Origin of the sequence: Paenibacillus sp. VT-400 (assembly GCF_001029205.1) — a bacterium.
GTDB classification, from domain to species: Bacteria; Bacillota; Bacilli; order Paenibacillales; family Paenibacillaceae; genus Paenibacillus; species Paenibacillus amylolyticus.
The window spans coordinates 2,078,471-2,093,958 of record NZ_LELF01000067.1; the positions used below are offsets into that span (position 1 = coordinate 2,078,471).

General features: G+C 46.6%; 8 protein-coding genes. 7 read left to right on the top strand and 1 reads right to left on the bottom strand.

What is annotated here, in order from left to right:
- Nucleotides 1-27: 27 nt before the first annotated feature.
- Nucleotides 28-873, bottom strand: coding sequence for an AraC family transcriptional regulator (locus tag EL84_RS19930; RefSeq protein WP_047842819.1), 846 nt, complete (start codon nucleotides 871-873; stop codon nucleotides 28-30).
- Nucleotides 874-995: 122 nt separating this feature from the next.
- Here EL84_RS19930 and EL84_RS19935 point away from each other — a divergent pair, with 122 nt between their 5' ends.
- From EL84_RS19935 to EL84_RS19965, 7 genes are all read left to right on the top strand, one after another.
- Nucleotides 996-2,456: an alpha-L-fucosidase gene (locus EL84_RS19935; protein WP_047842820.1), complete on the top strand. Its 1,461-nt coding sequence runs from the start codon at nucleotides 996-998 to the stop codon at nucleotides 2,454-2,456.
- Between the two features lie 283 nt (nucleotides 2,457-2,739).
- Nucleotides 2,740-4,194: an exosporium glycoprotein BclB-related protein gene (locus tag EL84_RS19940; RefSeq protein WP_047842821.1), complete on the top strand. Its 1,455-nt coding sequence runs from the start codon at nucleotides 2,740-2,742 to the stop codon at nucleotides 4,192-4,194.
- 689 nt (nucleotides 4,195-4,883) lie between these two features.
- A complete protein-coding gene (locus tag EL84_RS19945; RefSeq protein ID WP_047842822.1) occupies nucleotides 4,884-10,136 on the top strand; it encodes a S8 family peptidase in 5,253 nt (1,750 codons plus the stop codon).
- Between the two features lie 256 nt (nucleotides 10,137-10,392).
- A complete protein-coding gene (locus tag EL84_RS19950) occupies nucleotides 10,393-11,565 on the top strand; it encodes a GntR family transcriptional regulator (RefSeq protein ID WP_321163460.1) in 1,173 nt (390 codons plus the stop codon).
- A gap of 223 nt (nucleotides 11,566-11,788) precedes the next feature.
- Nucleotides 11,789-13,090, top strand: coding sequence for a glycoside hydrolase family 125 protein (locus EL84_RS19955; RefSeq protein ID WP_047842824.1), 1,302 nt, complete (start codon nucleotides 11,789-11,791; stop codon nucleotides 13,088-13,090).
- 78 nt (nucleotides 13,091-13,168) lie between these two features.
- Nucleotides 13,169-14,548 (top strand): extracellular solute-binding protein, encoded by a 1,380-nt coding sequence (locus EL84_RS19960; RefSeq protein WP_047842825.1) that lies wholly within the window; start codon nucleotides 13,169-13,171, stop codon nucleotides 14,546-14,548.
- A gap of 67 nt (nucleotides 14,549-14,615) precedes the next feature.
- Nucleotides 14,616-15,482, top strand: coding sequence for a carbohydrate ABC transporter permease (locus tag EL84_RS19965; RefSeq protein ID WP_036608294.1), 867 nt, complete (start codon nucleotides 14,616-14,618; stop codon nucleotides 15,480-15,482).
- Nucleotides 15,483-15,488 lie beyond the last annotated feature (6 nt).

Here is a 15,488-nt window from a genome sequence, read left to right on the forward strand (position 1 = left end):
GGAACTCTCTCTCTGCTATGATCTTATTTATAAACCATGTTTCGTTGTAAGTACCGTTTGTTGTTTGCGGTACTCCGTTGGAGTTAACCCTGTATGCTTTTTGAACTGTCTGGAGAAATAATACAAATCACTGAAACCGAGATGCTCGGCGATGGTGGTTATTGTGTTCGGGGTGCAGGCCAGCAACTCCTTGGCCTTATCGATTTTTTTGCCAGTAATATAGAGGATCGGAGGAACTCCGATCTGCTGCTTGAAGAATCGAATGAAATAATTTGGATGCATATAGGCGATCTGCGCCAGATCCTGAACCGAAATATTCTCTTCGATGTTGGAATCAATATAAGCCAGAATGGTGGACAGTTTCTCCATGACAGGCACGTTAATAAAAGAGATCTGATCCAGATCCAGATTCATTATATAGTGGGACAGTAGCTCGGTTAGTTTGCTCTTGGCCATCATATGGCCATAGACTTCATCGGATTTTGCATATGTAAGGATACTGCTGAAGATTGCTTGAATCAACTCAGGTTGATCTATCGTACAGATGTGTGGGAATTTCAGAATTTGGAACAAATTGATTCCCCCAACCTTTGCGTTAAAGTGACACCAATATTTGAGAAAAGGACGGTCATTAATGGCAGAGTAGGACTGTTGGATCCCCTCTGGCATTAAAATAAGCTGATTAGGCGCAGGATAATACTCCTCATCCCCAATTTTGAGCCAACCTTCACCTTCGCATATGAAATAAAACTTGCTGTAATCGGGCGTGTAATCCAGATCCCGCCAATCCGTATCGCACCGATTGTAATTGACCATGAATAATTCGACTTGGAGATTGGACAGGTAGTTCGTAAGCAAAGTTTGGTGATTCATACTTTTCATCTCCATACAAGGTTATTATTGTCCATCTAAAAGTTAGTGTTCTGCATGTCTATCTTTCGGCCGTAGCACTACAATACAACTACAGACAATAACAGAAGGGATGAGAACATCTCATGGACAAAAACGAATATTTGCAACATATTGAAGCAACGATTGAGAGCGGTAAATTCAAGGACAACTGGAGTTCGCTTAGCACCTTCCAAGTTCCAGAATGGTACCCAAAAGCGAAATTCGGCATATTCATTCACTGGGGGCTATATTCTGTACCGGCCTATGATAGCGAATGGTATTCGCGAAATATGTACATACAAGGCACCAAAGCTTATGAACATCACCTTGAGGTGTATGGACCTCATAAGGACTTTGGATATAAAGACTTCATTCCGATGTTTCGTGCAGAGAAGTTTGATGCAGACGAATGGGCAACGTTATTCAAACAGGCTGGAGCCAGATATGTTATGCCTGTGGCAGAGCACCATGATGGTTTTCAGATGTACAAAAGCTCTATCTCTCACTATAACACATATGAAATGGGGCCCAAACGGGATCTTCTGGGTGAGATGAAGGTTGCATACGAGAAGCAGGGGCTGACATTATGCGTGTCGTCTCACCGCGCCGAGCACTGGTTCTTCATGTCTCATGGGAAGGAGTTTGATTCAGATATTAAGGAACCTCTGGAGCGTGGGGATTTCTATTGGCCTGCCATGCCTGAACCCAAGGATCACTTCGACTTGTATGACTCACCTCCAACCGAGGAGTATCTGGAGGACTGGTTGATTCGCTGTTGTGAACTGGTCGATCAATACCAGCCAAAGGTCTTTTATTTTGATTGGTGGATTCAAACGGTTGCGTTCAAACCCTATCTTAAAAAATTTGCTGCCTATTATTATAACAAAGGCGAAGAATGGGGTGTGCCTGTAGCTATCAATTATAAACATGAGGCCTACATGTTTGGTAGTGCCGTTCCGGATGTGGAGCGGGGACAGTTCGCTGAGCTCAAGCCCTATTTTTGGCAAACGGATACAGCTGTCGCTAAAAACTCATGGTGTTATACGGAAAATAATAACTATAAAACGGCTGAAGAGATCATTCGGGATCTCGTCGATATTGTAAGCAAAAACGGAAATTTACTGCTGAACATTGGGCCCAAAGCAGACGGCAGCATACCGGAAGAAGATCGTGAGATTTTGCTGAGCATTGGCAAGTGGCTGGAAGTGAATGGGGAAGCGATCTATGACACGTCATTCTGGCGTACGTTTGGCGAGGGTCCGACAGAGGTGAAGGAAGGGCAATTCACGGATGGGGATACGAAGATATTTACGAGTGAAGATATAAGGTTTACGTTAAAAGAAAGCAGTCTGTATGCTACGGTTCTCGCCTATCCAGATAACGGGGTGGTGCAGATTAAATCCCTGAAGGAAAATTCTCATCATTTTCAAGGGGTCATTCAAGATATTCAGGTACTTGGTTACGAGGAACAACCGAAATGGGAGAGAACAGCGGACGCACTGATGATCACAACGACAACTGTGAAAAGTAATGCGCCTATTGTTTTCAAAATTAAATTGGACTAATCAACAAAGATAAAATAAATACTGTAAATATAAAAAGGGCGCTTCCAGGAGTACTGTACTCAGCGGATAGCGCTCTTTTGGTTGGGTTATACATAAGGCTGCCTTCCATGCAAAATCCTCTCCATGATAATGGAGGCTGCTCCAAGCTGAAAACGGTAATTCGGAAATTTACTTATATAATAATCACGAAATTCTTGCTTGTTAATATACTGATACCATCAAACCAGTGATGTTCGCCTGTAATGGAATGATTGAGACTCACTAAGGAGGATCTGCAAAAAAGATGAAACCAAAGAAACGCATCAGATATGGTTGGAGCGGATTTAAGAAAAAAAAAGCTGAGGACTGTGACCATCCCCAAGAGCAGCACAAAGAACACCATCACGAGCACCATCATAACCACCACAATCATCACCACAATAACCACCATCATAAGTGTTTTGACAAAGAAGCCGAATTCCTTCTCAAATTAATTGGTGAGTTGAAGGGAGCAATTGTACAGGTTTTTGCCAATCCCACGCCTCACAATGTTTCACTTCTGATTGAGGTACTGCGTAAATTACTGGCTCTGGTTCATTGCTCGGATTTGAAAAAGGGAACCAAGGCAGATCTCGAAGCGATCTTGGAGCTTACCATTGTATCTGCAGAGGCCGTTCCATTTTCTCCGATCAGTGTGGGAACCAATTTGCAGCAATTGCTGGATGTGCTCCTATCTGTCATTTTACAGGGGAATATCGATTCGGCTGAGAAAGATCAACTGGTCATTTTGATCCGGGCGACCGAATTGGCTATCACAACAGGGCTTAGAAACATAGGGAGTCAAGGTCCCGCAGGACCTGCAGGACCAGCGGGTCCTCAGGGCGTACCTGGTCCACGAGGCCCGGCTGGCGCTGCTGGTGCTCAGGGTGGTGTAGGTCCAGCTGGTACACCGGGAGCTGCTGGTGCCCAGGGACCAGCAGGTGCAACAGGTGTTACTGGAGCAACGGGTGCGGCAGGCCCAGCAGGTGGCGCAACAGGAGCCACAGGTGCAACGGGGAGTGCAGGAGCTGTTGGGGCAGCTGGCGTTACAGGAGCAACAGGTGATCCTGGCGTAGCAGGAGCCACCGGAGTCACCGGGGCAACGGGTGCAGCCGGAATTGCTGGGGTAACCGGGGCTACCGGCGCAACTGGGATTGCGGGAGTAACTGGCAGCACTGGTGTTACAGGAGCTACGGGTTCGGGCGCCATCATACCATTTGCTTCTGGCGGACCTGCCATATTAACAACGGTTCTTGGTGGACTGGTTGGAACGACAAGTCTTATCGGTTTTGGCAGCTCGGCAACAGGAGTCAGCATTCTGGGTGGCACGATTGATTTAACGGGAACGATTGTCGGACCACTCATTAACTTTGCGTTCTCTGTTCCACGAGATGGAGTTATAACTTCCATTGCTGCCTATTTTAGTACAACAGCAGCCTTGGCCTTGGTCGGTTCAACGGTGACCATCACTGCGCAATTATTCAGTTCACCTACTCCTGATAATGCATTTACTGCGGTTCCGGGGGCGGTCGTTACACTGGCACCTCCACTCACCGGTATTATTGCATTGGGTAGTATCTCCAATGGTATAACAACCGGATTGGCTATACCTGTGACTGCACAGACACGTCTTCTACTGGTGTTCTCGGCAACGGCAGCCGGACTTTCTCTTGTGAATACCGTTGTTGGTTATGCAAGTGGTGGCGTGAACATTACATGATGAGATATAAATTTTGATATGAACGACATGAGAGTTCTCATGTCGTTCTTTTTCTTGATTTGAAATTTTGATTATGAGGTCTTGGTTGTATAGAACTACTACAAACTATTATTCATCAAAAAAAATGCATGAATACGAAAAATAAGCTGAAATACGTAAGCGACATGAGACACATAAAAGCATTAAATAGACTTATTTTCTATAATTTTCAATAAAGTGCTTGTATATATCGAATAATGATTTTATACTATACCAATAAAATCCAATTAAATTCCTAATCGACTATTATATGTAATTAAAATGTTTAACTACTCACTCGAATCACGATCGAAAGTCATATCCACCACTCCTTAGCAAGCGTTCTGCTAACGCTCCAGATTACCCTTCCACATGAATGCTTACAGACATTCACTCTCATTGCATGATTCAAACACCCAAACTATTCACTCACATGGTTTAATCCGATTCATTCAATCTCCTAAACTTCCAAGTAAAAAATCATAGACTGATCTGTTATCTCTTCTGACTCATATTGTTCCCTAACCAGACCTGTAAAGGAGGTGAGGCTTTATGTGAAATCCAGGGTATCTATTTCGTACGCAATAAAGGTTATTTTACCGTTTCATTCTGCAGAGAAGGGCATATGTACCAGACTAAATTAAAAAACCGGGTAAAAGGAGTGGAAAAGTTTGATAAAGATTAATCGGTTACGCAAGCCCATCTCCATGGGGCTCTCGCTTCTCCTTGCATTTTCGATCATTCATCCGGTTTCAGCTGAAAACTCCACATCATCCAAATTGGATATGAAATCTGGACTTGCCAAAGTTACGGAATCCAAAGTAAACGCCAAGTTGACCAAAGAATTTGATGGTAGTGAATATGTGACCTATCTGGTGAAAATGAAGGAACAGGTAGATACAGCAGCAGTCTCCAAACAGGCCCTTGAAAAGGCGACCATCGCCAAACAAACGGCTTCAGCCACAAAGCTGTCCGTTCGTAATTCGGTCGTCAGCTCTCTGCGGGAAACGGCCTCGCGTACACAATATCCATTGGAAACTTATCTGGAAAAGGAAGTTGACCTGGGTAAGGTCAAAGAATATAAAAGCTATTTTATCGTCAATTCACTGGCAGTAACGAGTACCAAAGAAGTCATGGAACAGATTGCGCTGCTGCCTGAGGTGGAGAAGATTCTACCGAATGAGACGAGATACTTACAGAAAGCCGAAGTGAGTAAAGAACCGGCGAATGCGGCACCAGGCAAAGATGCTGTCCAAACGCCAGCTAAAGACTCTTCAGTCGGTGTCAAAGACAAAGACAAAGAGCCTGCTGCAAAGGACAAGCTTGCGACAGAGAACGTGGAATGGAACCTGGATTACATCAATGCGCCAGCCGTGTGGGATCGGGGCATCGATGGAACAGGGATTGTTGTTGCCAATCTGGACAGTGGTGTGGATTATACCCACCCGGCGCTCCGCAGCAAATGGCGGGGACTGGATGCCTCGGGCAATATCGTTGATCCCGAACTGAGCTGGTATGATCCGCACAGTAATGCTTCCCTCCCTGCGGACGAAGACGGACATGGTACGCACACGATGGGTACGATGGTTGGCTCCGAAGCAGATGGTACCAACCAGATCGGGGTTGCTCCCGGTGCAAAATGGATTGGTGTGCGGATATTCAATCCGGAAACAACAGATGCCATTATTCTCGATGGCGGACAATGGTTGATCGCTCCGGTGGATGCGGAAGGTAATCTGCATCCTGAACTTGCACCGGATGTCGTTAACAACTCGTGGGGCGGAGGCGCAGGATTGGATGAATGGTTCCGTCCTATGGTCCAAGCTTGGCGTGATGCGCAGATCTTTCCCGAGTTCTCCGCAGGTAATGTAAGACTGACGAATCCGGGTGGTCCCGGCTCTGTTGCGAACCCTGCGAATTACCCTGAAAGTTTTGCCACGGGAGCCACAGATATCAACGGAAATCTGGCTTCGTTCTCCCTGCTGGGCCCATCCCCGTATGGGGAGATCAAACCGGAAGTATCTGCCCCTGGTGTGAATATCCGTTCATCAGTTCCGGGCGGTGTATATGAGGGAGGCTGGAACGGAACGTCCATGGCAGGCCCGCATACAACTGCGCTTGCTGCACTGCTGCTTCAGGCCAATCATTCCCTTACAGTGGATCAGCTGGAGCAGATCATTACAGATACAGCCACGCCGAGAACAGATGGTCAGTATCCGACCTCTCCTAATAACGGCTACGGTCACGGCATTATTAATGCCCTTGATGCTGTGGGTTCTGTACTCGAAGGAATTGGCACTGTATCCGGCAGAGTGGTTACAGCCGGAGATGATCTGGAAGAGCCAGTACTGGCACATACCCCTGTCAATTCAGCCTTTACAGGCATTGATATACCATTAACCGCTCATGTGACAGATAACGTCGCGGTAGTCTCCGTCGAGGCTTTTGCCAAAACGACAGGTACCAACCAGTACGTCTATCTGCCGATGAATCGAATTGCTGGAGATAACAAAGATGGGACGTATACAGCGACAATCCCTGCTTTTCTTATTGAACCGCAAGGTGTGGAGTATTATATCCGAGTGAATGATTATGGCAACAACGGATTCGAAAGTCAGGTATATAAAGTGGCTGTGTCCAATGGTGTGAAGCCAGGATACCTTCAGGATTTTGAAGAAGATCAGCTGGGCTTCACGACTGGCGGAACCGGAAGTACCTGGGTATGGGGAGCACCAAGCAGTGGTCCTGGAAGTGCATACTCCGGTGACAAGGTGATTGCAACCAATCTGCAAGGAACTTATGTGGCGAATAGCAATGCATATCTGCTTGCGCCGCCTATTGATCTAACCGAGAGTCCAGAAGGGGCGTTATTATCCTTCAAGCACTGGTATGACCTGGAGAATAACATCGACTTCGGCAAGGTATACATCGCTTCCGAGGATAGCGATTATGTGTTCGAAGAGCTGTTAACCTTCACGGGTACAGGTGGCAATTGGAAGACACAATATGTGGATCTTCGCGAATACGCGGGACAGCAGGTGTTCATCAAGTTCAATCTGACGAGCGATAATTCATTGCAAAAGGCTGGCTGGTACATTGATGATTTCGCTGTAGAAGAACTGGATGAGATTGCTCCGGGCGCTCCTGCCGGATTGTCTGCGACAGCCGATATTCTTGGTAATGTAGCCTTGAGCTGGACGGGTCCGAGCGATGAGGATCTCGAATCCTATATCGTATATCGCTCCACAACCGCAGGTGCAGGTTATGAATCCATTGGAACTACAACAGGAACAACGTTTACAGATACGGCTACGGTGACAGATTCGACGTATTATTATACCGTTGCCGCACTTGATTATAGTGGCAATGAAAGCGACAAATCGAATGAGGTCTCCATTACCGTAGAGGTGCCTCAGGATATCTACATCGATCATTTCGATGGCAGTGATGATAACGGCTGGACTCATTCAGGAACCAAAGATGAGTGGGAACGCGGTATTCCGGTAACGGGACCTGCCAGCGCGGTTTCTCCACCGAATGTCTGGGCGACTGATCTCGACAATACGTACGAGAGTGGCTCCAACTATTCACTCGTATCTCCGGTCATTGATTTGACGGATGTGTCCGAAGGAACACTCACGTTTAATCATTGGTACGAGATTGAGAGTGGATACGACTACGGCTATGTGGAAGTCACCAAGGATGGTGGAACCACATGGTCAGAACTGGGCAAATTCTCACATAGTACAAACGGTAAACAATGGACACCGGTATTTTATGATCTGGATGCACTTACCGGTAATGAAGTTCAATTCCGATTCCGCCTGACCTCAGATAACAGTGTTGTGAAGACAGGCTGGTTCATTGATGATTTCCGTGTACTGGGAGTTGCTGCGGAGACGGTAACGGAGGATAGTGCGGTTGTGCTTAACAATGACAAACCGAAACCGTCCTATGATAATCCATGGTACAAAATTTCGCGGACAGACAAAGCGGAGTTTAACAAAACGAAACAGCAACAACCGGAAGTTGAAAAACCAGAAATAGGTTCGGTTAATCCACAAAGCCTGCCTGCAAGTGCAACGGTTACCGTACTGGAAACCGGACGTTCGGTGAAGACAGATCCAGCTACAGGCAAGTATAACTTCACACACGTAGCAGGTGATTACACGTTAAAAGCTGAAGCATATGGCTATTATCCTCAAACTCAACAGGTGACGATTACAGATGGCAATGGAGCCAAAGCCAACTTTAATCTGGAGGCAATCCCGCATGGACAGATTGAAGGTGTAGTAACGGATGAGCGGACAGGACAACCACTGGCTGACGCTTCCGTTCTCGTGGTCGAAGATGCCAATGTAGGTGAAGTTCGCACAGGTTCAGATGGCAGCTTCAATATTCAGGTATTGGAAGGAAGTTATACCCTGTCCATCCGGGCTGCTGATTATTACAGTAAAACCGTAACTATAACTGTACCTGGTAATGGGACAGCAGAGGCAAATATTGCCTTGAAACCATTCATCGGTTTCCCAGGGGAAATTGCTTATGATGATGGAACAGCAGAGAACGCACGAGCTTTTAACGCTGCGGATAACGCTTGGGCGGTTCGAATGACACCAGAGCTGGAGACCGCTCAACTGACAGGTGCATCGTTCCGATTCTGGAACACCGAATGGCCTGTACCTGGAGGTACAGCGTTCCAATATGCCGTCTATGATGCTTCGGGTGCGGGCGGAGCTCCGGGACGACAACTGGCTGGACCATTTGACGGTACTGCACTTCGTAACGATCAATGGACAACTGTTGAATTCCCGGAACCGGTCATTGTAACGGGTGATTTCTATATCGTGTATGTACAGAGTTTAGCTGGAACTAGCGCTCCGGGACTCGCTACCGATGAGGATGGTCCAAATGCAGGTCGAAGCTGGCAGCGAGTAGGTGGAGCGTGGAGCACTTCACCTGATGAAGAAGGTAACTACATGATTCGTGCAGTTGTGAGATATCCGGTAAATGCACCTGTGCTCACAGCACCTGCGAACACGTATACGAATCAATCAACCTTCACCGTGTCGGGAACGTCTCCGGCATCCGGCGCTCAGATCAAGTTTTACAACGGCAAAGATCTCGCTGGCACTACAACGGTGGCAAATGGGAAGTTCTCATACGGTGTGAAACTCCGTTCTGGGATTAATGCGATTACTGCCGAGGCAGTGGTGGACGGGAAAACGACCGACCGCTCACTCCCCGTCGTCATTATTCTGGATCAGACCAAACCGCAGTTGACCATTGTTACGCCAACTCAAGGAGATCGCATCAATGCGGAAGTTGTTCACGTAACGGGTAATGTCGTGGAACAATTCCTCGATAAGTTAACTGTTAACGGACAAACCGTACAAGTGGGCAAAGACAGAAGCTTCAGTCATCGCGTATTGGTTAACGAAGGCGAGAACACGATTACCATTACAGCAACCGATCTCGCTGGCAACAAAACAACGGTAACCCGCACCGTATACGTGGAAACGGCGTTGCCAGAACTTACGAATATTACGCCAGCTGAAGATGTTCGAATCACATCAGGAGAAAGTGTCACCGTATCTTTTGACAGTAAACCTGGTCTGCAAGCATCTTTCCGGATTCAGTTACCGCTGAATCTGAATGCCCAGGGGGCAGGAGAGGTTCCATTGGTGGAGACTGAACCTGGTCGTTACACAGGTACGTACACAACACCTTCATCCCTTGTTCTTGAGGGTGGAGTCATTGTGATTCGAGCTCAGGATGCAGCAGGCAACAAAGTAGAGGCTGAAGCAGCTGGACGATTGTTCGTCAGCGCAGCACAAGAACAATCCGTTCCAGAACCAGATTCGAGCCCTGAAGAGACTGAAACAGAGGTAGGTCCACCGTCCGCTGAGGGTCTGCAACCTTAATTATGCAAAGTATGACATGGATGATAACTACGTTTTGACCATCTAAGCAAGAAGCCGATAAGCCGAGGTATCAGGGCTTGTCGGTTTTTTGTTGTATCTCGATTTACATCTGACACCTAAGATTAATGAAAAATCCATTGGGATGCTTTTTCTTTTGCTCAATATGACGGCAGGTGAGTTGTCTCCTTTCTTCACATTAATGATATAACATGATATATTAGGATGTAGAACATGAGAAGTATGGGTATTTATGGAGGTGCTTGTATTGGGGAAAGACTCGGCATCCAAGCCGATGTATGAACAGATCTTTGAATCCTTGCGTGAACGGATACAGCTTCATCAATATCAAGTGGGTGAGCGTGTTCCTTCGGAGAAGGAATTATGTGATGAATTCGGAGTTAGCCGGATTACAACTAAAAAAGCACTTGAGATGCTGGCGAGTGAACAATTAATTGTTCGTCAACCGGGACGGGGTTCTTTTGTAGCCGACACAGCAGATGTGTTACAAGAAAGACCTAACAGACCTGCTCCGCGTGCTGCGATCAAAGATCCAGAAAAGAAGCTGCTCATTGGTCTGGTCATCACTAACTTCAGTGACATGTATGGTACAGAACTGTTATATGGCATGGAAGAAGCTTCGCGAGAGCATGATTGTTTTCTCGTACTTAGACGTTCCTTCGGGATTCCCGAGCAGGAGGAACAGAGTATTCAGGAACTGCTGGAACTGGGTGTGGATGGATTGATTATTTTCCCGGCACAGGGTGAATATTTCAGCGATGAGATTTTAAAACTGGTCGTTAATAAATTCCCGTTTGTCCTGATTGACCGGTACTTGAAAGGAATTCCGGCTTCATCTGTCAGTACGGATAATGTAGGCGCGGCGCGAGAAGGGATGAATTATTTGTTCGATCTCGGTCACCGACACATCGCTTTTCTGACGCAGCCTCCGGCGAACACTACACCCATTGAAGAACGAATTGAAGGCATTATTGAGGCTCACAATGATCAAGGAGTTCTGGTGAACAGGGAACTGTGGTTAGAATCTTTTCTTTCGACACTGCCAAGTGTGTTTGATCCTCAAGTCGAGGTCCGTGATGTGGAGACACTGGTGGAACATTTACAGAAATATCCCCAGATTACTGCACTCTTTGCTGCGGAGTATCATATTGCTTTACTTGCAGAACAGGCAGCGGATCGGCTTGGTCTGAGAATCCCGGAAGATATGTCCATCATTTGCTTTGACAGTCCAAACGCTGCCGAAGGAAGCCGTGTAACCCATATGAGACAAAGCCAGTTTGATATGGGAAAACAGGCATTCGAGATGGTGCTTCAAAGTATGCAGAACAACGAAATGACAGTGAACAGAGTTGTTTTACCTGCCCGATTGGTGAAGGGGAAGTCAACGAGTATGGTGAAACAAAAGGGTTAATTATAACAACTTAATATTCATTGTGTTCAATCAGGGGCTTCGTGTAAACGAGGCCTCTTTTTGGTGCGTATAAAATGGGGAGAATTGCTTTAAATGGTATATTATTTGGTGCCGTCAAATTAAAATAACATGCTAATATACAAATAAATATATTGACATAACATTATATTCGTTTTAGGATGATGAAAGCGGTTAACAAACTGGATTACATAAGGAGGACAACATGCTGACACTCAGAGATGATCAAGAAATTTCCCCCTCGATATACGACATGATTGATCGGGTTAACAAACGTATGCCAGATTATCCGGAACTCAACCAAATGTTTAAAAATTGTTTTACCAATACGATGGCAACCACAATTCAGCGCAAAGAAGATGGAACAACTTTTGTGATTACGGGAGATATCCCTGCCATGTGGTTACGTGATTCTGCCGCTCAGGTCAGACCTTATCTGCTTCTCGCTTCAGAGGATGAAGATATTGCCGACATGATCGCTGGACTGGTTGAACGTCAACTGAATTATATTCTCCTGGACCCTTATGCAAACGCTTTTAATGAGACGGAGAGTGGGAAAGGACATCAGGAAGACCTGACGCAAATGAATGATTGGATCTGGGAACGGAAGTATGAGATCGACTCATTGGCTTATCCGATTCAGCTCAGTTATCTCTTGTGGAAGAACACAGGAAGAACAACTCAATTCAATGATACGTTCCGTAAAGCAGCCCAGATCATCATGCAGTTATGGCAAGTGGAACAGCATCATGAGACGAAATCACCCTACACGTTCCAACGTCTGGATGCTCCCGAAACCGATACGCTCACCCGAGAGGGACGAGGTACTGAAACAGTTTACACAGGCATGACTTGGTCGGGATTCCGTCCCAGCGACGATCGTTGTGAATATGGTTATCTGATTCCATCCAATATGTTCGCTGTTGTGGCGCTTCGATATCTACAGGAAATTGCTAAAGCCGTGTTCGAGGATGAAACGCTGGCAGCGACTGCTCAGCAGTTGGAGGAACAGATCAACAAAGGTATTCAGGATTATGGCACCGTTGAACATCCGGAATATGGAACCATATATGCCTACGAAACGGATGGGAAAGGCAATCACAATCTGATGGATGATGCCAATGTGCCGAGTCTGCTGTCTTTACCTTATCTCGGATATGTCGAGGAGAAGGACGAGGTGTATCAGAATACACGCCGTTTCATTTTATCCACGCACAACCCGTATTTTTATGAGGGAGCAGCAGCAGCAGGAATCGGTAGTCCGCATACACCGGAAGGGTACATCTGGCATATCGCTTTATCGATGCAGGGGCTGACTACAGAGGATCGCAATGAAAAACTACGATTGCTCCAGCTCATCCATAAGACAGATGCGGATACTGGACTGACCCATGAAGGCTTTTCGGCTAACAATCCACATGAATATACACGTCCGTGGTTTTCATGGTCCAACATGCTTTTTAGTGAGCTAATTATGGATTATTGCGGATTCCGCGTACAGAAATAGATAGGAAAGCAAGAGAGAACCTGCGAGTACATCATAACGTTCGGAGTTCGTTGAATTCCGACAAGAGGAGAGCGAATCATGAGAAAAATATCATTGAAAATGCCGGTAGCAGCAGTTATGACATCCTTGCTCATTCTTACTACAGCCTGTTCGGGCGGAAGCTCAAGCACAGGCACAACCAGTGACGGCAAGAAGGAAGTAACTGTATCGTTCCGTTCTTCAGGATCTGAAGATACACTTACGAAGTTTTTCCAATCAGGTTTGGTGGATCAATTTGAGAAAGAAAATCCGGATATCAAAATCAACATTGCGCCTGTACTGGCAAGCGAGGGTGACTATACGTCCAAAATGGTTCTGCAAATGAAATCCCCGGATACGGCACCGGATGTCATTGCCGAAGATACATCCATCATCAAATCCGATGCTGCTGCGGGATATCTGGAGCCGCTGGATACACAGGTTCAGGGATGGTCCGATTGGGAAGAACACATCATCGACAACCTGAAGGCAGGGGTTACTGGCGAAGACGGCAAGGTGTACGGCGTTCCGGCTACCTCGGATACACGCGGAATCTGGTATAACAAGGAACTGTTTGAAAAGGCAGGACTTGAAGTTCCATTCAAACCTGCAAGCTGGGCAGAAGTACTCGAAGCAGCACGTACCATCAAGCAAAAACTGCCGGGTGTGACACCACTTAATATGATCGTGGGCAAAGCAAACGGTGAAGGTGTCACCATGCAAACACTGGAAATGTTGCTCTATGGTACGGCGGACACGCTGTATAACGACACCAGCAAGAAATGGGTCGTGAACAGCCCGGGGCTACTGGATTCCTTCAAATTCATAGATCAAGTTTTTAACACGGATAAAACAGGTCCAACCATGCAGGTTGCCCTGAATGGACAAGCTGGCAGTATTGCATTCCAGCAACAGTTCCCGCAAGACAAATTGGCGATGGCTGTAGATGGTAGCTGGGCAGGTTCGACATGGGCCGAGAACGGTGCTGCTCCAATCGCCAACGTTGAAGAGAAAATAGGCTTTGCACCATTCCCAACACAAAATGGGGAAGAACCTGGAGCAACTACGATGTCTGGAGGATGGGCTTGGTCTGTTCCTGCACAGGCGAAAAACAAGGAAGAGGCTTGGAAATTTATCGAGTTTCTGATGAATAAGGAAAATGCGACTGCACGCGTAGTAGCGGAAGGCAGCCTCAGCCCACGTAATGATTCCACGGAAGTTGAAGGTTATACGGATCGTCCATATACCAAAGAAGCACAGGAACTCTTGAATGTGGCTCACTTCCGTCCAGCGAACGATCAATATGCAGCGGTATCCGCACAATTGCAAAGCATTGTTGAGAGTATTGCCTCTGGCAAGCTGACGCCGGAAGAGGGAGTTACACAATTGAAGGACAACGTATCCCGTTCCCTTGGCGCGGACAGCATCGAAGAGAAATAAGGATATCGATATATTCGGAGGGGGAGGCACAATCTCCCCTTTTTCCGGTTCGAATGGAGAGTGACTTATGAAAAGGAAAGCACCAGGTTCATTTCTGTTTCTCATGCCTTCCGTACTGTTATTACTTGTGTTTTTCATTGTTCCCATCATTCTGACGATCTGTTTTGCCTTTACGAATATGGCTCTGACTGGGGCGGCAGCCAAGAGTTTGGAGTTTGTCGGATTCCAGAATTTCATTAATATGTTCCATGATCCGGACTTCCGGATTAGTGTCTGGCGCACGCTGGTCTTTCTCATCTTCTCCGCAGTGATTGGTCAGGTATTGCTTGGATTCATTCTGGCCCTTCTAATGAAGGAGAAAAATGTGACGTTCCGCCGGGTCATCGGCATCATCGTCATTGCCGGTTGGGTGACACCCGAGATTGTCGTGGCATTCTGTATGGTCGCCTTTTTCAGTGACAATGGTTCATTGAATCAGATCCTCGGCTGGTTTGGAGCGAATCCAGTCTCCTGGTTGTTCAGTTTCCCTATGGTGAGTGTCATTATCGCGAATATCTGGCACGGCACAGCCTTTTCGATGATGGTCTATCAGTCGGCACTGGATGATATCCCGAAGGAAGTTGAAGAAGCTGCGATTATTGACAGTGCCACCGGGTTCCAGATTGTCAGACACATTACGATTCCAATGGTAAAAGGGTCCATCGTGACCAACATGATGTTGGTTACCCTACAGACACTGGGCGTGTTCACGCTGATCTATACGATGACCGGTGGTGGCCCGGGTACTTCAACACAAACCTTGCCGATCTTCATGTATAACCAGGCCTTTGTGAACTATCAATTTGGATACGGCACAGCCATATCTCTGGTTCTGTTGTTCATCGGTATTATCGCCAGCCTGTTCTACATGCGATCCATGAAAGTGAAAGTGTAACCATGA

Coding starts and splice junctions, on each gene's coding strand:
- EL84_RS19930 (WP_047842819.1), bottom strand. CDS start 873: ATGAATCACCAAACTTTGCTTACGAACTACCTGTCCAATCTCCAAGTC.
- EL84_RS19965 (WP_036608294.1), top strand. CDS start 14,616: ATGAAAAGGAAAGCACCAGGTTCATTTCTGTTTCTCATGCCTTCCGTA.
- EL84_RS19935 (WP_047842820.1), top strand. CDS start 996: ATGGACAAAAACGAATATTTGCAACATATTGAAGCAACGATTGAGAGC.
- EL84_RS19955 (WP_047842824.1), top strand. CDS start 11,789: ATGCTGACACTCAGAGATGATCAAGAAATTTCCCCCTCGATATACGAC.
- EL84_RS19940 (WP_047842821.1), top strand. CDS start 2,740: ATGAAACCAAAGAAACGCATCAGATATGGTTGGAGCGGATTTAAGAAA.
- EL84_RS19960 (WP_047842825.1), top strand. CDS start 13,169: ATGAGAAAAATATCATTGAAAATGCCGGTAGCAGCAGTTATGACATCC.